The organism is Nostoc sp. CHAB 5836 (assembly GCF_020829445.1).
Classification (GTDB): domain Bacteria; phylum Cyanobacteriota; class Cyanobacteriia; order Cyanobacteriales; family Nostocaceae; genus Nostoc.
On the sequence record NZ_JAIVFV010000091.1, the window covers coordinates 1 to 26,424 of the forward strand.

30 protein-coding genes are annotated in these 26,424 nt (G+C 40.7%); 24 read left to right on the forward strand and 6 right to left on the reverse strand.

What is annotated here, in order from left to right:
• Positions 1–126 precede the first annotated feature (126 nt).
• Complete coding sequence (locus LC605_RS18445) at positions 127–411, reverse strand: DUF433 domain-containing protein (RefSeq protein ID WP_229548968.1); 285 nt, start codon at positions 409–411, stop codon at positions 127–129.
• A gap of 85 nt (positions 412–496) precedes the next feature.
• Positions 497–1,798 carry a site-specific integrase gene (locus tag LC605_RS18450; protein WP_229548969.1) on the reverse strand — a complete coding sequence of 434 codons (1,302 nt, stop codon included), beginning with the start codon at positions 1,796–1,798 and terminating at the stop codon, positions 497–499.
• A gap of 880 nt (positions 1,799–2,678) precedes the next feature.
• On the opposite strand from LC605_RS18450, the gene nifK reads away from it, so the two are divergent.
• The 12 genes from nifK (at position 2,679) to LC605_RS18510 (ending at position 11,388) form a co-directional block, all read left to right on the forward strand.
• Positions 2,679–4,214, forward strand: a complete 1,536-nt coding sequence (nifK, locus tag LC605_RS18455) for a nitrogenase molybdenum-iron protein subunit beta (RefSeq protein ID WP_229548970.1) — start codon at positions 2,679–2,681, stop codon at positions 4,212–4,214.
• A 139-nt stretch (positions 4,215–4,353) separates the two neighbouring features.
• Positions 4,354–4,701 carry a Mo-dependent nitrogenase C-terminal domain-containing protein gene (locus LC605_RS18460; protein WP_229548971.1) on the forward strand — a complete coding sequence of 116 codons (348 nt, stop codon included), beginning with the start codon at positions 4,354–4,356 and terminating at the stop codon, positions 4,699–4,701.
• Positions 4,702–4,875: 174 nt separating this feature from the next.
• Complete coding sequence (gene nifE / locus LC605_RS18465) at positions 4,876–6,255, forward strand: nitrogenase iron-molybdenum cofactor biosynthesis protein NifE (protein ID WP_229548972.1); 1,380 nt, start codon at positions 4,876–4,878, stop codon at positions 6,253–6,255.
• Between the two features lie 148 nt (positions 6,256–6,403).
• Positions 6,404–7,711, forward strand: a complete 1,308-nt coding sequence (gene nifN, locus LC605_RS18470; RefSeq protein ID WP_229548973.1) for a nitrogenase iron-molybdenum cofactor biosynthesis protein NifN — start codon at positions 6,404–6,406, stop codon at positions 7,709–7,711.
• Between the two features lie 108 nt (positions 7,712–7,819).
• The gene (nifX, locus tag LC605_RS18475) at positions 7,820–8,233 is read left to right on the forward strand and encodes a nitrogen fixation protein NifX (RefSeq protein ID WP_229548994.1); all 414 of its coding nucleotides are present in this window, start codon (positions 7,820–7,822) and stop codon (positions 8,231–8,233) included.
• Complete coding sequence (locus tag LC605_RS18480) at positions 8,230–8,706, forward strand: NifX-associated nitrogen fixation protein (RefSeq protein ID WP_229548974.1); 477 nt, start codon at positions 8,230–8,232, stop codon at positions 8,704–8,706. The genes nifX and LC605_RS18480 overlap by 4 nt, the downstream gene beginning before the upstream one ends.
• A gap of 221 nt (positions 8,707–8,927) precedes the next feature.
• Positions 8,928–9,128, forward strand: a complete 201-nt coding sequence (locus LC605_RS18485; protein ID WP_229548975.1) for a CCE_0567 family metalloprotein — start codon at positions 8,928–8,930, stop codon at positions 9,126–9,128.
• Positions 9,125–9,442: a nitrogenase-stabilizing/protective protein NifW gene (gene nifW / locus LC605_RS18490; protein WP_229548976.1), complete on the forward strand. Its 318-nt coding sequence runs from the start codon at positions 9,125–9,127 to the stop codon at positions 9,440–9,442. Before LC605_RS18485 ends, nifW begins: the two co-directional genes overlap by 4 nt.
• 10 nt (positions 9,443–9,452) lie before the next feature.
• Positions 9,453–10,259 carry a HesA/MoeB/ThiF family protein gene (locus LC605_RS18495; protein ID WP_229548977.1) on the forward strand — a complete coding sequence of 269 codons (807 nt, stop codon included), beginning with the start codon at positions 9,453–9,455 and terminating at the stop codon, positions 10,257–10,259.
• Positions 10,240–10,377 (forward strand): hypothetical protein, encoded by a 138-nt coding sequence (locus LC605_RS18500; RefSeq protein WP_229548978.1) that lies wholly within the window; start codon positions 10,240–10,242, stop codon positions 10,375–10,377. Before LC605_RS18495 ends, LC605_RS18500 begins: the two co-directional genes overlap by 20 nt.
• 111 nt (positions 10,378–10,488) lie before the next feature.
• The gene (locus tag LC605_RS18505) at positions 10,489–10,860 is read left to right on the forward strand and encodes an iron-sulfur cluster assembly accessory protein (RefSeq protein ID WP_229548979.1); all 372 of its coding nucleotides are present in this window, start codon (positions 10,489–10,491) and stop codon (positions 10,858–10,860) included.
• 228 nt (positions 10,861–11,088) lie between these two features.
• Positions 11,089–11,388: a 2Fe-2S iron-sulfur cluster-binding protein gene (locus tag LC605_RS18510; RefSeq protein ID WP_229548980.1), complete on the forward strand. Its 300-nt coding sequence runs from the start codon at positions 11,089–11,091 to the stop codon at positions 11,386–11,388.
• A 442-nt stretch (positions 11,389–11,830) separates the two neighbouring features.
• Here the strand turns inward: LC605_RS18510 and LC605_RS18515 are convergent, their stop codons facing one another.
• On the reverse strand, positions 11,831–12,040 hold the full coding sequence (locus LC605_RS18515; RefSeq protein WP_229548981.1) for a molybdopterin-binding protein: 210 nt from the start codon (positions 12,038–12,040) through the stop codon (positions 11,831–11,833).
• A 995-nt stretch (positions 12,041–13,035) separates the two neighbouring features.
• On the opposite strand from LC605_RS18515, the gene LC605_RS18520 reads away from it, so the two are divergent.
• The 3 genes from LC605_RS18520 to LC605_RS18530 are packed head-to-tail and all read left to right on the forward strand — an operon-like array spanning position 13,036 to position 15,166.
• A complete protein-coding gene (locus LC605_RS18520) occupies positions 13,036–13,524 on the forward strand; it encodes an ankyrin repeat domain-containing protein (RefSeq protein WP_229548995.1) in 489 nt (162 codons plus the stop codon).
• The gene (locus LC605_RS18525; protein WP_229548982.1) at positions 13,487–14,773 is read left to right on the forward strand and encodes a SagB/ThcOx family dehydrogenase; all 1,287 of its coding nucleotides are present in this window, start codon (positions 13,487–13,489) and stop codon (positions 14,771–14,773) included. The genes LC605_RS18520 and LC605_RS18525 overlap by 38 nt, the downstream gene beginning before the upstream one ends.
• An 18-nt stretch (positions 14,774–14,791) precedes the next feature.
• Positions 14,792–15,166 carry a hypothetical protein gene (locus LC605_RS18530; protein ID WP_229548983.1) on the forward strand — a complete coding sequence of 125 codons (375 nt, stop codon included), beginning with the start codon at positions 14,792–14,794 and terminating at the stop codon, positions 15,164–15,166.
• A gap of 298 nt (positions 15,167–15,464) precedes the next feature.
• Here the strand turns inward: LC605_RS18530 and LC605_RS18535 are convergent, their stop codons facing one another.
• Positions 15,465–15,938: a hydrogenase maturation protease gene (locus tag LC605_RS18535; RefSeq protein WP_229548984.1), complete on the reverse strand. Its 474-nt coding sequence runs from the start codon at positions 15,936–15,938 to the stop codon at positions 15,465–15,467.
• A gap of 851 nt (positions 15,939–16,789) precedes the next feature.
• On the reverse strand, positions 16,790–18,136 hold the full coding sequence (locus LC605_RS18540; protein ID WP_229548985.1) for an NAD(P)/FAD-dependent oxidoreductase: 1,347 nt from the start codon (positions 18,134–18,136) through the stop codon (positions 16,790–16,792).
• A 1,057-nt stretch (positions 18,137–19,193) separates the two neighbouring features.
• On the opposite strand from LC605_RS18540, the gene cysE reads away from it, so the two are divergent.
• The 7 genes from cysE to LC605_RS18575 all read left to right on the forward strand — a co-directional run bounded on the left by cysE (position 19,194) and on the right by LC605_RS18575 (position 23,579).
• Positions 19,194–19,934, forward strand: a complete 741-nt coding sequence (gene cysE, locus LC605_RS18545) for a serine O-acetyltransferase (protein WP_229548986.1) — start codon at positions 19,194–19,196, stop codon at positions 19,932–19,934.
• Between the two features lie 87 nt (positions 19,935–20,021).
• Positions 20,022–20,267, forward strand: coding sequence for an Asr1405/Asl0597 family protein (locus tag LC605_RS18550; RefSeq protein WP_229548996.1), 246 nt, complete (start codon positions 20,022–20,024; stop codon positions 20,265–20,267).
• A gap of 306 nt (positions 20,268–20,573) precedes the next feature.
• Positions 20,574–20,771, forward strand: a complete 198-nt coding sequence (locus tag LC605_RS18555; RefSeq protein ID WP_229548987.1) for a DUF2949 domain-containing protein — start codon at positions 20,574–20,576, stop codon at positions 20,769–20,771.
• Positions 20,772–21,142: 371 nt separating this feature from the next.
• Positions 21,143–22,276 (forward strand): homocitrate synthase, encoded by a 1,134-nt coding sequence (gene nifV / locus LC605_RS18560; protein ID WP_229548988.1) that lies wholly within the window; start codon positions 21,143–21,145, stop codon positions 22,274–22,276.
• Complete coding sequence (locus tag LC605_RS18565; RefSeq protein ID WP_229548989.1) at positions 22,263–22,550, forward strand: nitrogen fixation protein NifZ; 288 nt, start codon at positions 22,263–22,265, stop codon at positions 22,548–22,550. Before nifV ends, LC605_RS18565 begins: the two co-directional genes overlap by 14 nt.
• On the forward strand, positions 22,525–22,728 hold the full coding sequence (gene nifT, locus LC605_RS18570; protein WP_229548990.1) for a putative nitrogen fixation protein NifT: 204 nt from the start codon (positions 22,525–22,527) through the stop codon (positions 22,726–22,728). Before LC605_RS18565 ends, nifT begins: the two co-directional genes overlap by 26 nt.
• A gap of 308 nt (positions 22,729–23,036) precedes the next feature.
• Positions 23,037–23,579, forward strand: coding sequence for a (2Fe-2S) ferredoxin domain-containing protein (locus LC605_RS18575; RefSeq protein WP_229548991.1), 543 nt, complete (start codon positions 23,037–23,039; stop codon positions 23,577–23,579).
• Positions 23,580–23,654: 75 nt separating this feature from the next.
• Here LC605_RS18575 and LC605_RS18580 read toward each other — a convergent pair whose 3' ends face one another.
• Positions 23,655–24,665, reverse strand: a complete 1,011-nt coding sequence (locus tag LC605_RS18580) for a Rieske 2Fe-2S domain-containing protein (RefSeq protein ID WP_229548997.1) — start codon at positions 24,663–24,665, stop codon at positions 23,655–23,657.
• Between the two features lie 61 nt (positions 24,666–24,726).
• Here LC605_RS18580 and LC605_RS18585 point away from each other — a divergent pair, with 61 nt between their 5' ends.
• Both LC605_RS18585 and LC605_RS18590 read left to right on the forward strand, forming a co-directional pair.
• Positions 24,727–25,506 carry a TetR/AcrR family transcriptional regulator gene (locus LC605_RS18585; protein WP_229548992.1) on the forward strand — a complete coding sequence of 260 codons (780 nt, stop codon included), beginning with the start codon at positions 24,727–24,729 and terminating at the stop codon, positions 25,504–25,506.
• 129 nt (positions 25,507–25,635) lie between these two features.
• Positions 25,636–26,211, forward strand: a complete 576-nt coding sequence (locus tag LC605_RS18590) for a Uma2 family endonuclease (RefSeq protein WP_229548993.1) — start codon at positions 25,636–25,638, stop codon at positions 26,209–26,211.
• Positions 26,212–26,424: the final 213 nt, after the last annotated feature.

A 26,424-nucleotide genomic window follows, 5' to 3' on the forward strand; every position in this document is an offset into this window, starting at 1 on the left:
TAGTTTATATTACTATACCTTGGGGTTCTGGTGGCTATGCTTTTTTTTTGCTGGTAACTATAAACAAGATTAATCATTTATTCGCGTAATACATACGCGAACACTTCTTTTTTGTCCAAAGTCCAATCATATTGCTTGCCCCATTTCTGTAGCTAATCGCTTGTAATCTGCTTTTTCAGCAGAAATATATGCCTCAATTTCCTCTCGATTAGCGTGATAATAAGTTAGAGCAGCATAAACCTGTGCAAGATTTATATTTCCCATACGTTCAGCAATTTCTTCTGCATTCAGCCCAAGTTTGTACCAAGCTGTGATGCGTTGAACAGAAACTCTAGTACCAGCAATGCGGGGACGACCCCCTAGAGTTTCAGGTGACTTAACAATCAGTGTTCCAATGTCAGTAGCCGACATAAATATTTTAATGGGTTTATTTGGATGATTTTTCACCTATAAATCATAGCAAATTCTCTAAATTTGGTATGATTTATCAGGAAATTTAACTTTGTTTATAAACCATTTCCATTCTCAACTTTTCAACCTCCAATCTCAACTTGTCATTCTCCATCCTCAACTTAGTATTCTCCTCCCTAATCAACTCAACTTCATTTCTCTTACTCAATGCCTGATTAATCGCCAACTTCCGCATATCTAGCGAGAACCAACGCTGATAAGTTTGGGTATGAACTTGCACGCTATGCCCCAAATTATCCGCCGCCGCTTTAATTGGGATTCCCAGAATATGCGCCCGAATTGCCCAAGCGTGACGTAAATCATAGGGTTTAAAATCTAGTCCTATCTTACGAAACCACCAACTAACTCGCTGTGTTAATGCGGTTATGTCCGCATGATTAGTGCTATCTTTTTTTGCGATCGCACCCCTTAACATCTCTAAATACTTCGGATTTATCAAATCAAAATCCTCAATCCATTGCCGGTGTAATGGTAATGCTTGTCTCTCACCAGTCTTACAATCTTTATCAACTTTCCATGTCAAATCTAGGTTTTCTTGACTCAACCACCAATCAATATCAGGATTAATAAAAAGTTCCCTTGGACGTAAACCAAAAACTGCTAACATTCCATAAGTCCACCGCCAAAGTTGCCAGCTATCTTGAACGTTTTGATTAACTTGATTACCTCTGTTATTTTGATAATCTTCAAACTTGATAATTCCCTGAGATATTTCCGCATCGGTCGGTATATTCCGGGAGTTATTCTCAGGCATTTTGGAATATTTAGATAAACCTATTTCGATGTTGAATGTCACACAAAATGCTGCGATCGCTCTAGCTGCATTATATTTAGCCCATTCCTTATCGATCTTCTCAATTGAATTTATCAGATTTTCCGCAGTTGCCAAATCTTGAGGATTCGTAAATCTCTTTGTGCGGGAAAAGTAATAAAAAAAAGTATGTTCGCTTTTAGTTGTACGTTTGTGAGTTTGAAAATACTCATCTTCAAATTTTTCAAGTAATTCTCCTATAGTTTTAAAATTTTTTCTAATTGCCTCATTTCCTAAATATTTATCATTCCATTCAAACGTTTTACGCGCGATTAATTTTCCTAATTCATAGGCTTCTTCCTCAGCCGTCTTAAGTCCATCCAAATTAGCGGGAATATTCAAACTGAGATTATATTGTTTTCTCCCAGTACCCTTGCTATCTTTGTCTCCCGGTTTAATTGGTAAAGTCGCTCGTAATTGCAGACTTCCATTCGATTCTCTAATTGTCACCTTTGCCTTTGCAGACTTCAAACGCAGATTAACTTTTTCTAATTCTAGTAGTACTTTCGTTCTCATCGTGCGCTCTTTATTTCTGTGATTGCAGAGATAAACATAAACATCGGGCGGTGTTGCATATTTGCAGGATGATTTTGCTGGTTTTGTGGGATGGGCAACATGAGCGTCCCTTGTATTTCCAGGCGGGCATGATGCATAGGTGTCAACTTAACGTTAAAAGGGCGGTTAGAAACCGCGTCTACACAGACGAAACCCGCCTGCGCGGGTTAAAAATATTAATTTTCTCTTAGTCCGCGCAGGCGGACTTTGTTTGTGTAGCCGCGAATTCCATTCGCCCAGGCTTAAGTTGACACCAATGGGCAGGATGCCCACCCTACAAGAATCATCCCTTTATTCAACAACGCCTTGGCTCAGGACAACATTTAGATGATGCGTGAGTCCTGAACCTGATTATGCTGTGCTTTTAGCCTATATTTAGGCTAAAAATAAATGTGTTCTCAGAAAACAATGTTTAGCACAGACACTGTTTACTGCAAACATTAAACAGTTGAAAAGAATTAAACCACAAAAAGGATTACTCCGGCCCTTATCACGGTTATGACGGCTTCGCCATCTTCGCACGCGATATGGACTTGGCACTCAACAGCCCAACCTGGGGATTAATTGGCGCTCCTTGGAATGAAAAAGCTCAGGCTAAGAAGGCTGAAGCTAAGGCTGCCGTTTAGGGAAATGGGAGAGTGAGATAAGTAAGGATAACCTGGGGCTAAAACCCCAGGAGGGAGTTGGGAATCCAAAATTCAAAACTGAAAAATTAAAAATTTCTTTTGATTTTTGCATTTTGAATTTTGAATCATATTCCCATCTCCCTTGTAGAGACGCGATTAATCGCGTCTTTCCCACCTCAATTAGTAAAGAATTCAGTAAGCTTGGAGATCCAGAAATGCCTCAGAATCCAGAAAAAATTCAAGACCACGTAGAGTTATTCCACCAACCTGAGTACCAACAGCTATTTGAAAACAAAAAGCAGTTTGAAAACGGTCACGAACCCGAAGAAGTACAACGGGTTGCAGAGTGGACAAAGGGTTGGGATTATCGTGAAAAGAACTTCGCTCGTGAAGCTTTAACCGTTAACCCTGCTAAAGGTTGTCAACCACTAGGAGCAATCTTTGCTGCTGTTGGTTTTGAAGGTACTCTACCTTTTGTTCAAGGTTCTCAAGGTTGCGTTGCTTACTTCCGCACCCACTTAACCCGTCACTACAAAGAACCATTCTCTGGTGTATCTTCTTCAATGACTGAAGACGCAGCCGTGTTTGGTGGTCTGCAAAACATGATCGACGGGTTGGCGAACTCTTACCAACTCTACAAGCCTAAGATGATCGCTGTCTGCACCACCTGTATGGCAGAAGTAATTGGTGATGACTTACAAGCCTTCATCAACAACTCTAAGCAAGCTGGTTCAGTTCCTCAAGATTTCCCAGTACCTTACGCTCACACCCCTAGCTTTGTCGGTTCCCACATCACTGGTTACGACAACATGATGAAGGGAATTCTTTCTAACCTGACCGCAGGTCATAAGAAAGAAACCAGCAATGGTAAAATCAACTTCATCCCAGGTTTTGACACCTACGTAGGTAACAACCGCGAAATCAAGCGGATTGCTTCTTTGTTCGGCTTTGATTACACAATTCTAGCCGACAACAGCGACTACTTGGATTCACCAAACACAGGTGAATTCGATATGTATCCAGGTGGTACAAAGCTAGAAGATGCAGCAGATTCAATCAACGCGAAAGCGACGATCGCTCTGCAAGCACACTCTACACCCAAAACCCGCGAGTACATCGAAAAAGAGTGGAAGCAACCAACCTTTGTTTCCCGTCCTTGGGGTATTAAGGGTACTGATGAGTTCTTGATGAAACTCAGCGAATTGAGTGGTATCCCCATTCCTGAAGAATTGGAAATCGAACGCGGTCGTGCAGTTGATGCCATGACTGACTCTCATTCATGGATTCACGGCAAGCGCTTCGCTATCTACGGCGAACCAGATTTGGTATACAGCGTAGTTGGCTTTATGCTAGAAATGGGTGCTGAACCTGTGCATATCTTGGTTCACAACAGCAACGAAGTATTTGAAGCCGAAATCAAAGAATTGCTTGCTTCTAGCCCCTTCGGTCAACACGCAACTGTTTGGCCTGGTAAAGATTTATGGCATATGCGATCGCTGTTGTTCACCGAACCAGTAGACTTCCTGGTTGGTAACACTTACGGTAAGTACCTGTGGCGCGACACCAAGATTCCCCTCGTGAGAATCGGCTACCCCATCATGGATCGCCACCACTTACACCGCTATGCCACCATTGGTTATCAGGGTGTGATCAACTTGCTCAACTGGACTGTAAATACTCTGTTTGAAGAAATCGATCGCAACACCAACATTCCTTCTAAGACAGATATTTCCTACGACTTGATTCGTTAGAAATTGCGTAGAAACACAACGTGTTAATTAAAGGCGGGAAATAATTCGTAATTCGTAATTCGTAATTCGTAATTCGTAATTCGTAATTCGTAATTATTTCCCTCTTTTTCTTGATAGCATTTACCCAAGGGATTTATAAATGGAAACCATCAATCACACTCACGAACACACTCACACTCATCCTCATCCTAATTACCATCCACCTAACTATAAAAAACGAGGGTGGTTCCACAATCTTCTTAATCCGTTGCGCCGTGTAGTAGATGGAATTCAGGTTAAAAATAATCGCATCGCTCATCTAATTTGCCAAACAATTCCTTGTTGTTGTCCCTTTGAGCGACAAATTAAATTATTTGGGAAGTCTATTGATATCCCACCACTATGTAAACTCAATCCTTTATATGACGAATTTGTAGGATTGCGTTTCCGTGCCCTATCTTACCTCACCGATGTATGTGGAGAGGATGTCACAAAATACATTTGTTAGTCATTGGTCATTGGTCATTGGTCATTAGTCATTAGTCATTGGTCATTGGTCATTAGTCATTGGTCATTAGTTGTTAGTTATTCAAATGACAAATGACAAAGGACAACTGATCATTAGTTGTTAGTTATTCAAAGGACAAATGACAAAGGACAATTAACAATTAAGAGAAGAGAGATGAAAAGCACCCAAGGCAAAATCAACGAGCTGCTGACTGAGACAGGATGCGAGCATAATCAGCACAAACAATCCGAAAAGAAAAACAAGTCTTGCACTCAACAGGCACAACCTGGCGCGGCTCAAGGGGGCTGCGCCTTTGATGGTGCAATGATTGCTTTAGTGCCGATCGCCGATGCAGCGCATCTAGTCCACGGGCCGATCGCCTGTGCTGGTAATTCCTGGGGCAGTCGTGGTAGTCTGTCGTCTGGCCCGCAACTCTACAAAATGGGCTTTACCACTGACTTGGGTGAAAATGATGTCATCTTCGGTGGCGAAAAGAAGCTTTACAAAGCGATTCTGGAACTTCACGAGCGCTACCAACCAGCAGCAGTATTCGTCTACGCCACGTGTGTTACAGCCTTAATTGGCGATGATATCGATGCTGTCTGTAAAGCTGCGGCTGAAAAAATTGGTACTCCAGTTATTCCCGTCATTGCACCAGGATTCATTGGCAGTAAAAATCTGGGCAACCGTTTTGGCGGTGAAGCTTTATTAGAATATGTTGTCGGAACAGCAGAACCGGAACATACAACGCCTTATGATATTAACTTAATCGGTGAATACAACATCGCCGGGGAAATGTGGGGAGTAACACCACTGTTAGAAAAATTAGGCATCCCTATTTTGTCTAAAATTACGGGCGATGCTCGCTACGATGAAATTCGCTACGCCCACCGCGCCAAGCTCAACGTCATGATCTGCTCACGAGCGCTGTTGAATATGGCGAGGAAGATGGAGGAACGTTACAACATCCCTTACATTGAAGAGTCTTTCTACGGCATCGATGATATGAATCGCTGTCTGCGAAACATCGCTGCTAAGTTAGGCGACGCTGATTTACAAGAGCGGACAGAAAAGCTGATTGCCGAAGAAACGGCTGCTTTAGATTTGGCACTGGCTCCCTATCGCGCTCGACTCAAAGGTAAGCGGGTGGTTTTATATACAGGTGGTGTCAAGAGTTGGTCGATTATATCGGCTGCTAGAGACTTGGGTATTGAAGTTGTTGCTACCAGTACTCGTAAAAGTACTGAAGAAGATAAAGCCAAAATCAAGAAGTTGATCGGCAACGATGGCATCATGTTGGAGAAAGGCAACGCTCAGGAATTGCTACAACTGGTTAAAGACACTCGCGCAGATATGCTGATTGCGGGTGGACGTAACCAATACACCGCTTTGAAAGCTCGAATTCCTTTCCTTGATATCAACCAAGAACGCCACCATCCTTATGCAGGTTATGTAGGAATGATTGAGATGGCGCGAGAACTGTACGAAGCTCTCTATAGCCCGATTTGGGAACAAATACGCAAACCCGCTCCTTGGGACGAGGAGGAAGTTTAATGGCGATCGCAACTGTTTTGACAATACCAAATTCTCATCTTTTTCTCTCTGTGTACTCTGCGTACTCTGTGGTTCAAAAAAATCATTTTTCAACCGCAGAGGCGCAGAGAACACAGAGTAAAGAGCTTGCAAATGAGGAGGTAGTTTAATGGCGATCGTTACTGTTTCTAACAAATCACTGACAGTTAATCCTCTCAAGCAAAGTCAAGCTTTGGGTGCAACCTTAGCCTTTTTGGGATTGAAAGGGACAATGCCCTTATTCCACGGTTCTCAAGGTTGTACTGCCTTCGCCAAAGTTGTCTTGGTGCGGCATTTCCGGGAAGCGATTCCCCTAGCTACCACCGCGATGACGGAAGTCACTACTATTTTGGGTGGTGAAGAGAATGTGGAGCAAGCAATTCTGACTCTGGTGGAAAAAGCTAACCCAGAAATTATTGGTTTATGTACTACTGGGTTAACGGAAACTAGAGGTGATGACATCGAGGGTTTTCTGAAGGAAATCCGCGATCGCCATCCCGAATTAAATAATTTAGCGATCGTTTTTGCACCTACCCCAGATTTTAAAGGTGCCCTGCAAGATGGTTTTGCTGTTGCTGTGGAAAGCATAGTTAAGGAAATTCCTCGCGCAGGTGGACTCAGAACTGAACAAGTCACAATTTTGGCGGGTTCTGCCTTCACACCTGGGGATGTACAGGAAATCAAAGAGATGGTCACGGACTTTGGACTAGTGCCGATCTTTGTACCTGACCTTGGCGCTTCTCTAGATGGACACTTAGAGGATGCTTATAGTGCAGTTACAGTCAGTGGGACTACCTTAAAACAGCTACGAGAAGTAGGTAGTTCTGCCTTTACCCTGGCATTGGGTGAAAGTATGCGGGGGGCTGCCAAAATATTGGAAGAACGCTTTGGCACACCTTATGAGGTGTTTGGCGAACTGACAGGATTAGAACCGATAGATGAATTTATCCAAGCATTGGCGATTCTGAGCGGTAACAGCGTACCGGAAAAATACCGCCGCCAACGTCGTCAGTTGCAAGATGCGATGCTGGACACTCACTTTTACTTCGGTGCAAAACGAGTCTCCTTAGCGCTGGAACCAGATTTGTTGTGGTCAACAGTGCATTTCCTGCAATCGATGGGTTGTCAAATTCATGCGGTGGTGACAACCACGCGATCGCACCTCCTAGAAAAACTCCCAGTTAAAAGCATCACCATCGGCGACTTAGAAGACTTTGAGAGTCTAGCAGTCGGTTCCGATTTGCTGATTGGTAACTCCAACGTTGTGGCGATCGCAAAACGCCTCTCAATTCCTCTTTATCGTCTAGGATTGCCCATTTATGACCGCTTAGGTAATGGTCAATTTACCAAAGTTGGCTATCGAGGCACAATGGAGCTTTTATTTGGCATCGGCAACCTATTTTTAGAACAAGAAGAGTCATTAGTCATTAGTCATTAGTAAGTAACAAATGACAGAAGAGTCATTATTCATTAGTTATTTACTAATGACTAATGACCAAGGACAAATGACAAATGACAAATGACAAATGACAAAGGACAAATTACGATGAAAATAGCCTTCACGACAAGTGACCGAGTTCACATTAACGCCCACTTCGGATGGGCAAAAACGATTGATGTTTACGAAATTTCCGATGAGGGATATCACTTCGTAGAAACCCTCATCTTTGAAGGCGAACTCAAAGAAGACGGAAATGAAGACAAAATCACCCCAAAACTTGAAGCAATAGGCGACTGTACGATTGTTTACGTCACAGCAATTGGTGGTAGCGCCGCCGCTCGGTTAATCAAGAAAGGTGTCACCCCAGTGAAGGCGCGATCGGAAGAAGAAGAAATTAGTGAAGTGCTAAATAAGCTAGTGAAAACCCTCAAAGGGAATCCTCCACCTTGGTTGCGTAAAGCTTTACAACCCAAAACCACAAACTTTGCCGATGAAATTGAAGACGAAGCAACAGTATGACCACAAATAATAGTGTTAACGGAACCGCTACAATTGAAGTCTTGAACTCACCTTTCCTGAAGGTATTAATCAAACAAATCCGTGGTCAAGACAGTTATGGAGTTTATCGTACTTGGTCGGATGAATTGATTCTCAAACCTTTTATTGTCACCAAACAAAAGAAACGGGAAATCTCCGTTGAGGGCGAAGTTGATCCGATCACACAAGCCCGAATTATGGCATTTTTTCGGGCTGTAGCTGCTGGGATTGAACAAGAAACAGGTTTGATATCCCAGGTTGTGGTTGATTTGAGTCATGAAGGATTTGGCTGGGCGCTAGTTTTTTCTGGTCGTCTCTTGCTAGCTGTGAAAACTTTGCGAGATGCTCATCGCTTTGGCTTTGATTCCCTAGAGAAATTAGCAGAAGAGGGAGAAAACTACGTCAAAAAAGGTCTTGATTTGGCGAAGCGTTTTCCTGAAGTTGGCAAAATTTAAAGAGTTATTGGTCATTTGTCATTGGTCATTAGTAAAAGACCTGACAATTCAGGTCATGTGGAAAAGCCCATGAAAAACCTAACCCCCTAGCCTCCTTCTCGATGCGGGAAGGGGGAAAATTCAAAGTCTCTCTCCTTATAGGAGAGAGGTTTTCCAAATACCGTGAAAAGTCAGAGCAAAAGACAAATGACTAATGACAAAGGACGAAGGACAAAGGACAAATGACAATTGAGGAACTACAAGGACAAATCAGACGCCTCAACAGTAAAGCAGGTCAAATGAAGATGGATCTGCATGATTTAGCTGAAGGGCTACCAACAGATTACAAACAACTTATGGATGTTGCAGCCGCAACTTATGAAATCTATCGCCAGTTAGATGAACTTAAGCAACATCTGAAACAATTGGAGAATGCTAAATGACTGGAACTATTGATGAATTCAAGAAGCTCGTAGATGCGGAAGAATTTTTTCAATTCTTCAGCCTGTCCTACGATTTAGAAGTTGTAAATGTACATCGTCTACATATTCTGAAAAAGTTCTCTCAATATATGCAGGAAATTGATGATAATTCTCCTGACTTGAGTCAAGAAGAGAAATTAAATCAATATTCTTTGGCTTTGCAAAAAGCTTATCAGGTATTTATCGAATCGACAGCTTACGAACAAAAGCTGTTCAAAGTGTTTAACGACAAGCCGAAAAATGTAGTCACACTGACAGAAATCACTTCTGATTAGGAGGTATAAATTGGTTAACCTAACGCCTACCGAATTAGAACGCTATCGTCGCCAAATGATGCTTCCGAATTTTGGCGAAACAGCACAGAAGCGCCTGAAGTCAGCGACGGTTTTGGTTACAGGTGTGGGGGGATTAGGCGGTACGGCGGCGCTTTACTTAGCAGTAGCGGGCGTTGGGCGGCTAATCCTAGTCCGGGGTGGTGACTTGCGGCTAGATGATATGAATCGTCAGGTTCTCATGACTGATGATTGGGTAGGTAAGCCAAGGGTATTCAAAGCTAAAGAAACTCTGGATGCGATTAATCCTGATGTCCAAGTGGAAACCGTTCATGATTACATCACCCCGGAAAATGTAGACTCGTTAGTGCAGTCGGCTGATATGGCTCTTGATTGCGCCCACAACTTTACAGAGCGTAACTTGTTAAATGAAGCCTGTGTGCGATCGCGTAAGCCAATGGTGGAAGCCGCAATGAATGGGATGGAGGCTTACCTGACGACGATTATTCCTGGTGTGACTCCTTGTTTGTCTTGTCTGTTTCCAGAAAAACCTGAGTGGGATCAGCGCGGCTTTTCAGTTTTAGGCGCTGTCTCTGGGACATTAGCTTGTCTAACAGCACTGGAAGCGATCAAGCTGATCACCGGGTTTAGTCAGCCTCTATTGTCGCAATTGCTGACAATCGACCTAAATCGGATGGAATTTGCGAAACGCCGTTCTCACCGCGATCGCTCTTGTCCAGTATGCGGCAATAGTGCGCCTTGGAGACACGCGCAATCCAATTCGATGGAACCAACGGGTATTGCACAAAATAGTCATTAGTCATTGGTCATTAGTCATTGGTCATTGGTCATTGGTCATTGGTCATTGGTCATTGGTCATTAGTCATTGGTCATTAGTCATTGGTCATTGGTCATTGGTCATTGGTCACTTGTACTGAGCGAAGTCGAAGTATTGGTCATTGATCATTACCAAATAACAAAGGACAAAGGACAAAGGACAATCCCCACCTGAAATCAGAACAACTAATCGCTACAAATCAGGAGAACTGATGGCCGTTATTTTATCAGAAAAAGCAGAATTTCATCTGCGAGCATTCCTCAAAGGTTCAGCACCCGACGCTAATGGCGCAACTAAAGGTGTTCGCATCTCGGTAAAAGATGGTGGTTGCAGTGGTTATGAATATGCGATTGATATCACTAGCAAGCCTCAACCAGATGATTTGGTAAGCCAGCAAGGCAAAGTGCTGGTTTACGTTGATGCCAAAAGTGCGCCCTTATTAGACGGAGTTATCGTTGACTTTGTTGAGGGAGTGATGGAAAGCGGTTTTAAATTCATTAACCCCAATGCAACTGATACCTGCGGTTGTGGTAAGTCCTTCAAAACAGACGACGGTACGCCTGCTGGTGTACCTTGCAGCTAACATCATTCCGTTAGCGCCAAGTCTGATTGTAGAGGCTTTCTATAAATGCGATAAATGCGATCGCTCTGCCTTGAGGTAGCTTCTCGTTCGCCTTGTATTTCTTACTTTTATAGAGAAGCCCACTAAGCATAGCATCTCTGTAAGAAGAAGGGAAGCAAAAAGTAAAATAGGTTGCTCAAAAACTTCGGAAATTAAACCAACTGTATAAAGTTTGAGGAGAATCGGAAAATGGCTTCCTACCAAGTTAGATTAATCAACAAAAAAGAAGACCTCGACACCACAATTGAAGTTGACGAAGAAACTACCATTTTAGATGCAGCAGAAGAAAATGGTATTGAGTTACCCTTCTCTTGCCATGCAGGCTCTTGCTCTAGCTGTGTTGGCAAGGTTGTTGAAGGTGAAATAAATCAAGAAGATCAAAACTTCCTAGATGATGATCAGGTTTCTAAAGGATACGCTCTACTTTGTGTAACTTATCCTCGTTCTAATTGCACAATTAAGACACATCAAGAAGCATATCTGGTTTAAACTATTACTTTGGTTTCTGCCTTTAGTGACCAAATAAAAGATGAAGGATGAAGGATATTTTCATCCTTCACCAACTCCTAATTTATAATTCCAATGTTTACCCCTTTAGTGCGACTCGCTGTTCATTATAATTATTAACAACGGCAGAGGGAGGAATCATCACCTTCTGTAAAAGTCAATGTGAGACAATCTTGAACCAACTTATATAAAAATAATTTGTAATACCTCTGACTTTTTCGCCCCACTTGCAGGCGTTAGCGTAGCGGGACGAAGTCCGGTTTTAAACCTTTACTTTTTTGATGAAATAAGATTACTATAATATATTCTTGACCTCACTCTTTTTATGAAAAATTCTAAGAGTGAGGTCACTATTTTATCGATATGGATGCAATTTGATATCAGAAATAGAGTAGCTTGCAAAGGAAGCAAAATTGCCTATTTTTCAATCAACAGCAACTATCACATCTGATGATTTAATCACTGCATAAGCTTCTTTCCCTTCTACAAGTCCTAGCTTTTCTGCTGATGATTTGGTGATGATTGACACTAGCTCTACTCCTGGTGCTAGCTCTAAAGTTATTTCCGTATTGACTGAACCAGGTAAAACTTTTTTTACAGTCCCTTTAAGAGAATTACGAGCGCTAATTTCCATGTTTTTGCTTGCTAATTCTAGCTATTTATACTTTAGTAAAGTAGCAAGTTTTAATATTAAAACTGTTGTTTTTTAAAATATCTTAATAAAATTGAAACAATGATCATTTGTCTAAAGGCTATACCCCTAGTTGATCATCTTTACAACAAAGGGTGGTAATGCGCTAAAAAAATCAGGATAAAACGATTTAAAAATAATAATATCAATAGGTATTATCAAGAATAAGTTCATCAATTACATATATAGGGCTATTTCATTCTAGACATAAAAATAATTCGTAATTCATAATTCGTAATTGAATTAAGACAGACACTTCCGCGTGCAATACTGCGTAGGTTTTGGCAAAAAAATAAAAAATGTGTAGGTTGGGTTGAGGAACGAAACCCAACCTACAAATATTATTAACTGAGCAGTATTGCTTCCGCGTGGGGTTTTCACCTACCTCGAAATACAAGGACTTTTTTGCCCACAAGGGACAAGGTTTTGAACCTTTATTTTTTTCATAAACCACCCGGAACTGAAGTTCCTGGCTCATAGCTAAAGTCCGTTTTAACGGACTATAACCTTTTCTCAGTCGTCTTTAGACGACTTTCGCTATTAGACTCAGAATTAATTCTGAGGCGGGCTAAATGAGAATGAAATAGCCCTGTTATACCAATTTTTTATGCAGCTTCATAAAAAGTTGGTATCAGATGCACCACTTCTTGAAGAAGTCAAAGATTTAAATATACCGTTTATGACATATTTGCGATTAATCCATCTTATGAAATAAAACTGTAATCATGACTGCTTTTCCATTATTTTTCAAGCTGTTTTAAGACGAATATCTGGTTATCTTTATAAATGATTCATAATTTCAACTTATAAACTTGATAGCATATATGTAAGTTGAAAGAATTTAGATAATATTTTTTCAAGAATGGTGAGCATTGCTCACCATTCTATTTGCCAAGGAAATTTATATTAGTAAACTGGCACAAATAAAGTTAACACTGATGAATCTAACCAACAGTCAAAATTTGAGTGAAGCAACAACCCAATGGCTAATAGCAAAAAGTTATAATCCTAGCAATTTAAATCAGACAGGTGAAAATGGTGATACAGCTTTGATGAAAGCTACAAGAGAAGGAGTTTATGCAGTCGTAAAAGAACTAATTGATGCAGGTGCGGACATCAATGCTCGAAATAGCGACCGCAACAATGCTTTGTGGTTTGCTTGTTTTGGTAATCACTACGATTTAATTAATTTACTGCTGGCTGTCAACATTAATATTGACAATCAAAATGATAACGGCGCAACAGCTTTAATGTACGCAGCATCAGCCGGAAAGACAGAAGTAGTTAAGTTACTTTTACAACATCATCCTAATTTATATTTAAAAAACTTAGACGATTATAAAGCGATAGATTTTGCTAGCAACGTAGAAGTTTTAAGGATACTTAAAAATGCCGCCAAGTCAGATATCGGGCAAAGCCTATCATGACGCTACCAAGCATTCTTACTTATCGGTACAACTTGATCCAAATTATGTAGATGCTTCAACACAGCCATCTGCATTTAAAGTTTATCCCAAGTTTTATCGGAGAGTCAAATTAAATCTCAATAATCCTGTTCATTCTTTTATCTCGTTAACCAGTGCGATAACACTAGAAAAAGTATATAAAGATGGCCCTTACAAATTGCGGGTGAATCCATCAGCAGGCGCTTTGTATCCTACGGAAGTTTATGTACAGGTTCGCGGGATTGAGGGAATGGTAGATGGTATATACCATCTAGAAGTTGAGAATAATTGTCTAACTCTCATCTATGAATTAATCGATGATGGGTTGGATAATTATATTATACGAGGTAAAAGTATCAACGGATTCATTTTTTTAATTAGTTGTGTTTATTATAGGTCTAGCTGGAAATATCAAAATAGAAGCATGAGATATTGCTTATTAGATAGCGGACACCATTTAGGTGCAGTTGCAGCTTCAGCTTTTCTCCACAACCGAGATATACAACTAATTTTTGACTTTGATAAACTTGCGCTCAATTCAGATTTGGGTTTTGAAAATAAGGAGTTTATCACTGGTTGTGTGGTGTCAGGAGAACTACAAGATCAGAAAGTCAGACCTTTAAGGCTGAAAGTTCCTTTTGTCTGTGGTACTGATTATTTTGAATCTAATCAATTTATTGAAGATGCTTATCAAGTAACTGCTCTACAAAAGAGTCATCAGCAGAAATTAGAGTATCCTCAGTTTGACTTTGACAAGGATAAATTTTATCAAACAGTTTGGGCTAGACGTTCTATTAGACGTTTCCGGAAAGAATGTATTTTTCAAGAAGATTATTTATATGTAGTGCAACAACTTCAACAGTCAATACCGACAGAAAATTATGAGGATATAGAAGTTTACTCGGTGGTGCATCGAGTAGAGGGAATGACACCTGGGTTATATAGAGGTACACATCTGATTAAGACGGGTAATTTTAGTGAAAATACAGGTTACTTATGTATTAATCAGGCTATTGCTAGAGATGGTGCTGTAACTTTATTTTTTGTGTCAGATTATTTAAATTATCAAACTGCTATGCAAATAGCTGGTTTTCTTGGACAGAGACTTTATTTAACTAGTAATTATTTGGGAATTCAGTGTAGTGGTATTGGTGCTTATTATGATGACGAAACCCAAGAATTATTAGAAACAAATAAAGATGTACTTTATGGAATGGTGATTGGAATATAAGCAGTAAGCTAAAGAGAGATGGCTACAAAGATGTATTACTTAAATGGTGATGACTCACATCCTATACAACCGACATCTGCGGATATTATACTGCGGCAACAACTAGAGTATTCTATTAGCAGATACTTTTATGACGCTTGCGATCGCACGATTCAAAATCTTCTATCTAATTGTCGCTGGTATGTCACAACTCATGCCAATGCTCTAACATTGGTCATTGAATGTCCAGATCAAGTTACTAATTGGCGTATTTTGCAAAAAATTGTGCCAATGGGGACATTACTGTATGGAATTGTCAGCAGTGCTAAAATCCGTGTTTGTCCGCCAGAGAGTCAAGGCGTACCTTTTGAAATGAGGGTAGATGAACTCTCGGTTTATCGGGATTGGGCTTAAAAAATAATAGTTAGGAGTTAGGAGTTAGGAGTTAGGAGTTAGGAGTTAGGGGTTAGGGGTTAGGAGTTAGGAGTTAGGAGTTAGGAGTTGAATGGTACTAAGAAAAGCCTAAAGGCTTGTGTCGTCTCGTTCCCACCCTAAAGGCTGGGAAGGAATGTATCTAAAAGAGGCTCTGCCTCTTATCAAACTACTGGAGGCGGAGCCTCAATGGGTTGCGAGACTAAAGGCTGGGAACCAGTCAGAGCAAAGGCTGTATCTTTTCTTAGTGCCATTCGGTTAGGAGTTAGGGGGTTAGGGGTTAGGAATAATTATTCTGTTTGATAAGTGCGGTTAGTTGTTCAAAAACCAAATCAGCAGAATGTTTTATAGCAGGACTTAACTCTAGTCCAAAATCAAGATTTGCCGCTTCAATTAAATAAACTGTCACCTCGTCAGGAAAGTCATTTTGAAAGATTTTCCGTCCGGCTGCTAAAGCATTATCCCAGCGAAAATCGTGCAAGTTATAACTAGGTTCTGGTAAAGCTTCTAGTTCTTTTCCGGGAACTTTAAACACAGCACCTGGTTCAGAACCAGTTGAACTTGCATCAATAATTACTAATTGTTTACTACCTCTAGCTTGAAACATTACTTCCATTCCTGCGGTGCCACAGTCATATACTCGGACATAAGGATGAGGATTTTCAGCTAGATATTTTTGTAAGCGTTGGGCAATGATTACGCCTACTGCGTCATCACTGCGATTGAGATTGCCGCAACCGATAATAGTTAGCATTTGTTAAACCTCATCTAAGTTGAGAACCGTAGTTTTCGCCCTCACCCTAAATCCCTCTCCCAGGTCTGGGAGAGGGACTTTGAAATTCTAGCTCCCCGAATCCCAAATCTGGGAGAAGGGGTTGGGGGATGAGGGCAAATCCTTTTGAAAAGAGTTGAACTACAGGTTTCAAGATAGACGTGGTTTAACTAATTATAGTAAGCTAATCGTCATTCATTTTTCCAGACTGATTCGCTTGTAGTAAGGGCTTCAGCCCTGGTATTTATTATGCAACTTAAATGCTCATTAGCTTAACTCAGCATCTCAACTACTCTCGCAGATTAAAAATTAATTGAACTGGCAAGCTTTAAAATACGTGTTAGCCGCTAAATTTTAATGGTGTTGTCAAGACTACCACTGACAAGGGTTTTCTCATCTGGGCTATATTTGATTTTGTTGATATCTAGCCAGTTGCAGAGGGGGAACTGAACTCTGTTGAGTGCTGTATCAATTATGTAGAGCTATTCTACAGCACTCATTTGACAACTGGCATAGCCGGGACACCAGAAGCGGAAAGTTTTACCTTATCCCTCGTACAACTTCTTTATTGTCCCGTTGTGTTGATATCTCCATTTAAACTGCAACTCGAAGTCATGATATGCCAAATTGCCAAAATAGCTTAGGACGGTATCTCATCCTCATATTCTTGTGGTTGGGGTCAAAGTCAATCCAAAATCCAAAATCGTTCGACTGAGCGACTCGTACCGACTTGTACTGCCCTTCGGCTACGCTCAGGAACCGCGGCGTCGAAGTAGCAAAGTCGAGGTAAGCCGAAGTCCAAAATTGTTCGACTAATGCAGTGATACCTGAAGTTACAGAGGTGTCCCAGAAGGCTGTTGTACCCTATTGTTAACATTTTTTGTTTCTACAATAGTTTCCCGACCTGTAATCAATCTTGAGCGACGATTACGAGTGATATAATTCCACGCCCACTGAAATACTACTAGTAATTTAGTGTCAAACTCGATTAAGAAGTAGATGTGAACTAATAGCCAAAATGCCCAAGCAAGGAAACCTGTAAGTTTGATGAAGCCTAAATCTACAACAGCTAAATTTTGCCCAATCATTGCCAAACTACCCACATGATTGTAATGAAATGGTGGCAAAGTTTGACCTTGAAGCCGTCCTTGAATTAGTTTACCTACATACTCTCCTTGTTGTTTAGCTACGGGTGCAACACCAGGTAAGAGTTTACCATCTTGATGGGAGAAGTTGGCTAAATCTCCAATTACGAAAATGTTGTTATAACTCTTGATAGACAAATCAGGTTCTACAATTACACGTCCCGAAGGATCGCACCCGACACCTGTACTTTCTGCTAAGACTTTTCCCATTGGGGAACCTTGGACACCTGCTGCCCACAATATAGTTTTTGAGGCAATTTCTATTAATTCATCGCCTTGCTTGAAAGTAACGATGTCATCTTCAATATTCGTCACCCTGGTGTGAGTGTGGAGTTCCACACCCAACTTTTGCAAAGATGCTGCTGCTGATTTCGATAACACTGGCGCAATGTGTGGGAGGATGCGATCGCCCCCCTGTAATAGTAAAATTTTCGTTTCTGAAGTGTTGATGCTGCGGAAATCTTCTTTGAGAGTTTTGTATGCCAACTCGGCGATCGCACCTGCTAATTCTACACCGGTGGGCCCACCCCCTACAATCACAAAACTCAACCAAGCACGGCGAATTTCTGGATCAGTTTCTTTTTCTGCTGCTTCAAATGCACCAAATATCCGGCGACGCATTTCTATCGCATCTTCCACAGTTTTCAAGCCAGGAGCAACTTCTTTCCAGTTATCCTTACCAAAATAGGAATGGTTTGCACCTGTGGCGACAATTAATGTATCGTAAGGTACTACTTCATCACCCAGAATCACTTGTTGCGCTTTTGGATCGATATCATTTACTTCTCCCAACAACACCTTTGTGTTCTTGCTTTTACTGAATACAGATCGCAATGGTGCGGAAATATCAGAAGGTGATAGCGTACCTGTGGCAACTTGATATAAAAGCGGCTGAAATAGGTGAAAGTTACGTTTATCAATGAGAGTAACATTTACATTCGCTGCATTCAGAGCCTTTGCTGCATACAGTCCACCAAAGCCACCACCAACAATCACAACCTGATGTGATCCATTCTTCTCAAGTGAGACTACCATAATAAATATTGCCTTGTGTTAAGAACCTGTAACTATTCTTAACAAAGATGTAACAGCATTATGATGTATGTTGCTGTTTATTTAGAACAATTTAAAAAATAATAAAAGTAGTCAAAGTTAGTGCATTGGTGTCAACTTAAGCCAGAAAGCTCATTCCACAGTCATTTTATCCCACCCCTCAATCCCCTCCCCGTTCACGGGGAGGGGAGATTTTGTCACTAGACAAAAGCGGGGTGGGGTTGCGAGGGCATAATTAGTAATTAGACATCTGGTGAAATTAAATATGCGTTACCCAGAACCCTTGTCTTGACGTAGCACTGCTACGTCAAAACAATTCTTTTTCAGTAGACTTGGTATGACGCCATTGCAAGGGTTTCACGTTAAGTTGACACCGATGACTTTAGTGTTACCCAACATCAACAAGGATCAAATGTTGGGTTTCGTTCCTCAATCCAACCTACGGTTATTATAAGTGTTTAACCGAACCTGATAGGATTCCGTAATCAAATTGGATTCCTATATTTGCACTCATTGAAATGCTTTCCTTCAACACATCTATAATAATAAGATATTCAATATGAGCGATAACTAGATTTTGAAACGTATATGTGCATACAGACAACAAATCCTAAAAGAAAATAAAGAAACTTGTCTTTCGCCTAAGGAAATAATAGGATAATAAATAATAGTAGTAGCATATACAAAAAAGTGTTTGGTAGCTTCATCAAACTCATATTTGAGTGCATCTGAGTACAGCTTAATATATTGCAAATTATCTTGGTGTAATGTTTGCAAAGGCTTACAGGTAAAGTTTATTGTAGCGAGTACAGAAATTCTTAACCCCTGCCCCAAAAATACTAGTACCCCCATCATTAAATACTAGCACCCCTATCCCAAGACAAATTTTAAGTTTATCTGGAGTCGGGGTTTCGAGGTTTGAGTACAACCTTAATCAATCCAATAAATCCAATCAGCATTGGGTTTTATGTGGAGTTGGATGTCACCTGATATAAGCATAAAAATAGCAGATGGCTCTTTTATCAGATAGACATTACCGATGCAACAGTCTTTAGACAGTATTAGCGATGGCCAGACTACCAAAACGCAGGATTCTGCACATACATCCATGCTGAAAAATTTACTCACTGGCGTTTTTTTTGAGCCATTATTGAGTGATTTTCGCATTATTTTTGAGCGCGATCCAGCAGCACGTAATTGGCTAGAGGTGGTGTTTTGCTATCCCGGATTGCACGCACTGTGTTTGCATCGTATTGCTCATTGGTTACATTGTCGAGGTGTGAGTTTTATCCCCCGCTTAATTTCTCATTTGGGGCGATTTTTGACAGGGATTGAAATTCACCCAGGTGCAGAGATTGGTCAGGGCGTGTTTATCGACCACGGAATGGGTGTTGTCATTGGTGAAACTGCGATCGTGGGCGACTACACATTAATTTACCAGGGCGTTACCCTTGGCGGAACTGGTAAAGAAACTGGTAAGCGTCATCCCACAGTGGGTAAAAATGTAGTGATTGGGGCGGGTGCGAAAGTTTTAGGTAATCTGCAAATTGGCGATCGCGTCCGTATTGGTGCAGGTTCCGTTGTCTTGCAGAATGTAAAGAGCGATCGCACAGTTGTGGGAGTTCCTGGTCGAATTATTTCTCGCAACGAAAGCGCTAGCCTTTCTCCTTTAGAACATGGAAAGCTACCCGATGTGGAAGCAACGGTGATTCGTTCTTTGCTCTCGCGCATTGAAGAACTCGAAAAACAACTACAAACTTTAAGCGTCAAGAGTCATTAGTCATTGGTCATTGGTCATTAGCAAAGGACAAGTGACAAATGACAAAGGACAAAGGACAAATGACAAATGACAAAGGACAAAGGACAAATGACAAATCGCACTTTAGCTGATCAAGTTTTGCAGATTCCTTTGAGCGATCGCTGGCGAATTTATCACCGTTTGCAAGAGTTAAAAATTAATAGCTCTTGTCCACCCGATGGTTCTTTACGAGTGCAAGTGAATAATCTGCTAGAAGCAATTTTAATTCGCAGTACAGTTATGCAATTTCTTGCTTCTCGTCACGAATTATTAGAGTGGCTAGAGCGTTGCTGGCATTACAGTGATGAATCATGAGTATTTTTCAAAGACCTAATTCCGATACTATTCATCTTGAATTCATGACGAAATCACTGCACTTCCTCCTTTTTGTTCATAGATGCACAAAGGTCGAATAGGTTTAGAAGTTGAAGTTACTGTACGCCAGCAGAATTTGTTGCAGACTGAGGAAGATTAATGGAATTTCAGATTTTATCCAGTCTACTAAATCTGAAGTTTCCCTGACATATAGCAACCGTTAAAAAGGCTAAAGTTCCAAGTAAAATTTGGATTTCTGATTTTTAATTCTTTTCCAAACTTAAGAAGTTTCAAGTTCAATCAATTATGGCGATTCGGAACAGAGATATAAAACTCCTCAATTTTTTGCACAATGAACTTGAACTTTCAAATGCGGATATTGCTGTAGCTCTGCGACACCGTGAATTAGAAAATGGCCCACTACCGATGCTCCTCTGGCAGTATGGTTTAGTTGACTTGGAGCAGCTAGGAAAGATTTTTGATTGGCTGGCAGAACAGAGTTAGCTAATTTGTAGCCCCTAGCTTGGAGTACCATTACCTGCCTGAATTACGCCCAAATCCACTAGAAAAAATGAGGTTACGAAAATGATTACATCCTTAATTGCTGGATTCTGTGTATTACTTTGTTCTGGATTTGCTAATAGCTATATTAGTTCATTGCTACTCGAAGATATTTCAACTGACATCGGTAAAAACCATTGGTAAATTATACATTGTTTTAGTTCCCTGCCATACAGATGTGATGCTACTAATGGGGCAATAATTAAGGATCATGTATCCAACATTATGAATTGTGATATTTTTAGCATTTACCATCACTAGGGGTTGTAGAGAGAAAGGATATTAAGAATACTTCCAAGAGAGGGATATTTGCAATGAATCAAATCATAATTAATGACACGACATTACGTGATGGCGAACAAGCAGCAGGTGTTGCCTTTACCTTACAAGAAAAAGTAGCGATCGCTAAATTTCTCGATGCTATTGGTATACCTGAATTAGAAGTCGGTATACCGGCAATGGGTGACGAAGAAACGCGTGCGATCGCCGCAATTTCTAACTTGGGTTTACAAGCAAAACTCTTGGGCTGGAACCGCGCTGTCATCTCAGATATCAAGGCTTCCATCGCCTGTGGTCTGAACCGGGTGCATATTGCTATTCCCGTCTCTGGTATCCACATTGCTACTAAATTTCATGGTCAGTGGCGAGTAAGTTTACAAAAACTTAAAGACTGCATCAACTTCGCCCTCGATCAAGGTCTTTGGGTCGCAGTCGGCGGGGAAGATTCTTCGAGGGCTGATGAAAACTTCCTCTTAGATGTAGCACTTTATGCCCAAGAATGGGGTGCATCCCGCTTCCGCTTCTGCGACACTGTAGGAGTTCTTGACCCCTTTACCACCTACACTAAAGTCCAAAGACTGGTTTCTGCGTTGACGATACCCTTAGAAATCCACACACACAATGATTTTGGTCTGGCAACTGCCAACGCCCTTGCGGGTATCAAAGCCGGAGCTTTATCCGTGAATACCACAGTCAACGGATTAGGTGAAAGGGCGGGGAATGCAGCATTAGAAGAAGTTGTCATGGCAATCAAACGCATCTACGGCGTTGATTTGGGTATTGACACTCCCAGTTTGCTGGAACTGTCTCAACTAGTTGCAGCCGCATCAGGTGCTAGTGTACCACCCTGGAAAGCGATCGTTGGCGAAAATACCTTTGCTCACGAATCTGGTATTCATGCTCACGGGGTATTGCAAAACCCCATTACCTACGAACCATTTGCACCTGAAGAGGTGGGTTGGGAACGGCGTTTAGTAGTAGGAAAACATTCTGGACGGCATTTGGTTTCAAACTTGTTAGAACAGCATGGCATTTTCTTGAACTCCCAAGAAACCCAATCTGTTTTAGATGCAGTACGCCATCAATCGGTACAGAAAAAACGCAGTTTGACGACAGAAGAACTATTGAATTTGGTCAGAGAACAGAGGTACTCTCATGCAACGCGATGAATTAGAACTAAACTTACCACCTGCTTTTGAAATTGGTGAAAAAGTAAAAGTTCGTAAACTGCTAAAAAACGATGGTACTTTTCCTGGAAAGGAAGTCGGCCAAGTTTTAGTAAACAAGGGAGATATCGGCTACATAGCGAGTATAGGAACATATTTGCAGACTTCCTATATCTATGCTGTGCATTTCTTAGAAACAGGGTTCGTCGTTGGCTGTAAGAAAAAAGAACTAGAATCTGTTGAGGAATCTCATGAAAGTAATGCTACGCATGAATGATGCCGGCACTTTAGTAGTTTACGTTGCTAAAAAAGACCTTGAAGAAGAAGTCGTCAAACAAACCGATGGAAATGATGGCAAGATTCTCACTCTAGCAAATGGTTGGGAATTGGAATTTAGTGAATTGCCAGACACAGCAAATTTACCCCAAACAGTAGAAGCTAAACGACTCGCTTAAAAAATGGGGAGTGGGTTTCTCAGATATTGCACCTGTTCCCACAACCGCCTCAGAATGAATTCTGAGGCTAATAGCTAAAGTATTCTAAAGAAGACTAAGTAAGGTTTTTAGTCCACTTTAGTGGAGTTAAGCTATTAGCCAATAAATTTATTTATTGGCGGTAGATCGAGCAGGTGCAAGAAAGATTTGAGGAGTAAGAATTTATGAGTTATGAGTTATAAATTTTAACTGCTAACTTATAACTCTTAACTAATGACTAATGACCAATGACCAATGACTAATTACTAATTACTAATTTTTTATCAATCATGGGTGACAAGTATTTGACTTTATCAGAATTGAACCTTGAGGGAGAGTTACTAGGTTTTATTGGTGGTGAACCTGGAAAATATAAATATTTGCAATTAGCAGTTCCATCTGGAAATGTGGAAATTAAACTGCCTAAAGAGTTGCGCCGTTTACTAAGTTCATCCTTAGTTCCTGGTCAGCGAGTTCGTGTTTGTGGTCACAGCAAGGTAGATTTGCGCACAAGTAAAATTAAAGTAAAAGCCTACCGGGTGACACCCATTGATGTGTGTCCAAAGCAAGATTTACCACCTCAAACCAAAGCGAGGATTATGGTATGTCAAAAGGGTGGTTGCCTAAAACGTGGTGGTAAAGGATTATTATCAGAATTAGAAAAAACTTTGTGCGATCGCGGTTTGTTAGACAAAGTTACCATTGAACATACGAGTTGCCAAAAATGCTGTAGCAGCGCTCCCAACTGTGTTTTACACCTTGGTAAAAAGAAATACAAGAATATTCATCCGGAAGCGATCGCATCTTTGCTAGAAAGTCACTTAACTCAATAGTATTAATCTTCTCTAGCTTTTCTTAAAAAAGGGCTATCAAGGTTTTTGCACATTTGGGATGTTCCCAAGCAATGACTATGATGCTGAAATTTTATCCCCCGTCTGCTTGGAAAAACTAGGTTCTACAATATTTGGAAAGTTATCAAAATTACGTCGTACCCAATCCATACCTACTTCATTATTGAGTTTAATTTTTTTAGGTGTATTCGGATAAATTTTTCCTAATATATCTGCATCTTGATTTACTACCACCTCACCAAACTTAAGATATGTACTACCAAGTATCTTAAATATAGGATGCTTGGCTTGACCAAATAATAAAATATAAGTCCGTGTCCGATTAGCGGCTTCTGGCACAAATATATGGCACTGTGCGGCTTTACCTAATGGCATTTCTCCATGAAAAATTACAAGGGATGGAAAATGATTCTCTAAATGCGCTTTGATAATCTTGGGCAATAAAAGCAAATTGGGCTTCTTCAGCTTTTCTACTAAGCTATAAGGTGCTGTGGGCAAATCATAAAAGGCATGGGACTCATGCCCGTGATCAATAAATTGATGAAATTCGATATCGGTAATCCGAAATAATTCTCGGTGAGTACCATTTTGATGATTGTAGTCGTGCATATTCAGCAGCATCGTCAGCATTGAAGTATCTATAGTTCTATCTGCTGTATGTCCAATGAGGGAGTATGTTTTAGCAATCTCATTTAGTACTGTGGGAATAGGTATTTTCGGATCATTTCCACCATAAGACCAAATAAAATCCCCTTGAATTATTAGCTCTAATGATTTGAGTTGTGACAATGTTTTCTTGTTAGTTCCAGGTAAAACAGTGCAGCCTGACCCATCAAATTTCAAGGCATGAAACGGGCAGACCACAGCACTTCTACCATCACCTTCTGTTTCACACCAGCCTTCGGACAACATTGCTCCCATGTGTGGGCAAGCATTGGGCAAAGCATATATCGCTTCGGTAGAATCTTTCCACATCACATAGTCATCACCATACAAGGAAATTTTTCGAGGTTGGTTAACTGCCAACATCGACTTGTGGAGTAATAGCCAAGGGGCACCAGGAAGCATAGATTCCATGATCTTCTCCGCTAGTTATAAAATTGTGAAAAATCCGTCGTCTTTTTAATATATGACAGAAGATTCACATTCGTCAAGCAGTTTACGTCGTCAACCCAAACAACAACGAGGAAAACAACGAGTTGAAAAAATCTTGGATGCGGCAGCTGGAGTGTTTGATCAAGTGGGTTATGAAGCTGCAACTACCCATTTAATTGCAGCAAAGGCAGGAACAGCGATCGGTTCTTTATATCAGTTTTTTCCTGATAAAGCTGCTATTTTTCAAGCGATGGAGTTACGCCATGTTGAGCGCGTAAAGCAGATGTGGGCGCAGGTGAACACGCCAGAAATTGTCCAGTTACCACTACGTCAAATGATTCATGCTCTTGTTAACTCTGTAGCACAAATGTTTGAGCAGCCAGTTTCACGGGTGGTATTTGTGCAGTTTTTCATCGCCCGCGAAATTTTCCAATCCATTGATGAAAGCATGACCCAAGAAGCAATTAACTTTATGGCAAATATCTTGAAACAGCGAAACTCAAAATTAAGTGAAGCACAGTGCAGCTTGCTGGCAGAAGTTTGTGTTCACAGCAGCAATGCTGTCATATTATCGGCACTTCGCAACCCAGATCAACAACATCGGCAACGACTGACCCAAGCTATTGAAGATTTGCTCGTTTCATATTTAGAACCCTATGTTGGAGATAATGTGTTGGGATGTGTAATGAAGGTAATGAAATGTCTACATTGTCAATCACAGCGATTATCTAAAAATGGGTATCGCAGAGGCAAGCAGTGCTATCTTTGTAAAGACTGTGGAAAACAATTTGTAGAAACTTGTGGCAGTGTATAACGCTGTCGGTCATCATTAGGGCGTACTCAATCATTAGTAATGATAATTATTCCAACATCAACATTTCAACTCAATAAGAACATCAAAGCTATATTAAGATAAAAACAACTCTGCATTTTCGTAGCTGTTATGAGCCTTACCACTGCTAAACGCTTCACCATAGCTGAATATCACCGTCTCTTAGAACTCGGATTTTTTAGTGAGGATGACAGAGTTGAGCTAATTAAAGGAGAAATAATCCAGATAGCAGCAAAAGGTACACCACACTCTGTTTGCGGCACACGCTTGTATCGGGAATTATTCAAGCTTCTTGCAGAAAAGGCGACTCTTCGAGGACAAGAACCAATTATTATCTCTGAAAACAGCGAACCAGAACCAGATATGGTGATTGTGCAAAATCGTCCTGATGACTATTTAGCAGTTCATCCTAATCCATCTGATATTTTACTCTTAATTGAGATTGCCGATTCATCCTTAAAATATGACCAAGAGGAAAAGCTACTTATTTATGCAGAAGCAAATATCTCGGATTATTGGATATTTAATTTAGTAGATAATTATCTAGAATGCTACAGCGAACCTTATCAAGCTTTGCAAGGTAAATTTGGTTATCGCCGCAAGTTGATTTCTCTGCCAAATGAATCAGTTAATCTGCCCTGTTTCTCTGATTTGTTTCTGGATTTATCCAAGGTATTTATTGAGTGATGCATTAGAGGCATCATTCTTCAAATGTTGATACGGTGCGAATAGGTTCTCTAGGAATTTCTGGTAATTCAAAGTCTCTTAAATTTGCAAAACGCTGCTCAATCATATTAGCTAAGTTTAAGGGCTGTTCGTGATATGTTTCCTAGAGTTGAAGTACATTGCTAGTCTTGACATCCTCCCCACCTTACTTCGTTGAAGGTGGGGATTCCAAAG

Excerpts from the sequence above, each read along its gene's own strand:
- LC605_RS18445 (WP_229548968.1), bottom strand. The coding sequence starts at position 411 with ATGTCGGCTACTGACATTGGAACACTGATTGTTAAGTCACCTGAAACT.
- LC605_RS18450 (WP_229548969.1), bottom strand. The coding sequence starts at position 1,798 with ATGAGAACGAAAGTACTACTAGAATTAGAAAAAGTTAATCTGCGTTTG.
- nifK (WP_229548970.1), top strand. The coding sequence starts at position 2,679 with ATGCCTCAGAATCCAGAAAAAATTCAAGACCACGTAGAGTTATTCCAC.
- LC605_RS18460 (WP_229548971.1), top strand. The coding sequence starts at position 4,354 with ATGGAAACCATCAATCACACTCACGAACACACTCACACTCATCCTCAT.
- nifE (WP_229548972.1), top strand. The coding sequence starts at position 4,876 with ATGAAAAGCACCCAAGGCAAAATCAACGAGCTGCTGACTGAGACAGGA.
- nifN (WP_229548973.1), top strand. The coding sequence starts at position 6,404 with ATGGCGATCGTTACTGTTTCTAACAAATCACTGACAGTTAATCCTCTC.
- nifX (WP_229548994.1), top strand. The coding sequence starts at position 7,820 with ATGAAAATAGCCTTCACGACAAGTGACCGAGTTCACATTAACGCCCAC.
- LC605_RS18480 (WP_229548974.1), top strand. The coding sequence starts at position 8,230 with ATGACCACAAATAATAGTGTTAACGGAACCGCTACAATTGAAGTCTTG.
- LC605_RS18485 (WP_229548975.1), top strand. The coding sequence starts at position 8,928 with ATGACAATTGAGGAACTACAAGGACAAATCAGACGCCTCAACAGTAAA.
- nifW (WP_229548976.1), top strand. The coding sequence starts at position 9,125 with ATGACTGGAACTATTGATGAATTCAAGAAGCTCGTAGATGCGGAAGAA.
- LC605_RS18505 (WP_229548979.1), top strand. The coding sequence starts at position 10,489 with ATGGCCGTTATTTTATCAGAAAAAGCAGAATTTCATCTGCGAGCATTC.
- LC605_RS18510 (WP_229548980.1), top strand. The coding sequence starts at position 11,089 with ATGGCTTCCTACCAAGTTAGATTAATCAACAAAAAAGAAGACCTCGAC.
- LC605_RS18515 (WP_229548981.1), bottom strand. The coding sequence starts at position 12,040 with ATGGAAATTAGCGCTCGTAATTCTCTTAAAGGGACTGTAAAAAAAGTT.
- LC605_RS18520 (WP_229548995.1), top strand. The coding sequence starts at position 13,036 with ATGAATCTAACCAACAGTCAAAATTTGAGTGAAGCAACAACCCAATGG.
- LC605_RS18525 (WP_229548982.1), top strand. The coding sequence starts at position 13,487 with ATGCCGCCAAGTCAGATATCGGGCAAAGCCTATCATGACGCTACCAAG.
- LC605_RS18530 (WP_229548983.1), top strand. The coding sequence starts at position 14,792 with ATGGCTACAAAGATGTATTACTTAAATGGTGATGACTCACATCCTATA.
- LC605_RS18535 (WP_229548984.1), bottom strand. The coding sequence starts at position 15,938 with ATGCTAACTATTATCGGTTGCGGCAATCTCAATCGCAGTGATGACGCA.
- LC605_RS18540 (WP_229548985.1), bottom strand. The coding sequence starts at position 18,136 with ATGGTAGTCTCACTTGAGAAGAATGGATCACATCAGGTTGTGATTGTT.
- cysE (WP_229548986.1), top strand. The coding sequence starts at position 19,194 with ATGCAACAGTCTTTAGACAGTATTAGCGATGGCCAGACTACCAAAACG.
- LC605_RS18550 (WP_229548996.1), top strand. The coding sequence starts at position 20,022 with ATGACAAATCGCACTTTAGCTGATCAAGTTTTGCAGATTCCTTTGAGC.
- LC605_RS18555 (WP_229548987.1), top strand. The coding sequence starts at position 20,574 with ATGGCGATTCGGAACAGAGATATAAAACTCCTCAATTTTTTGCACAAT.
- nifV (WP_229548988.1), top strand. The coding sequence starts at position 21,143 with ATGAATCAAATCATAATTAATGACACGACATTACGTGATGGCGAACAA.
- LC605_RS18565 (WP_229548989.1), top strand. The coding sequence starts at position 22,263 with ATGCAACGCGATGAATTAGAACTAAACTTACCACCTGCTTTTGAAATT.
- nifT (WP_229548990.1), top strand. The coding sequence starts at position 22,525 with ATGAAAGTAATGCTACGCATGAATGATGCCGGCACTTTAGTAGTTTAC.
- LC605_RS18575 (WP_229548991.1), top strand. The coding sequence starts at position 23,037 with ATGGGTGACAAGTATTTGACTTTATCAGAATTGAACCTTGAGGGAGAG.
- LC605_RS18580 (WP_229548997.1), bottom strand. The coding sequence starts at position 24,665 with ATGCTTCCTGGTGCCCCTTGGCTATTACTCCACAAGTCGATGTTGGCA.
- LC605_RS18585 (WP_229548992.1), top strand. The coding sequence starts at position 24,727 with ATGACAGAAGATTCACATTCGTCAAGCAGTTTACGTCGTCAACCCAAA.
- LC605_RS18590 (WP_229548993.1), top strand. The coding sequence starts at position 25,636 with ATGAGCCTTACCACTGCTAAACGCTTCACCATAGCTGAATATCACCGT.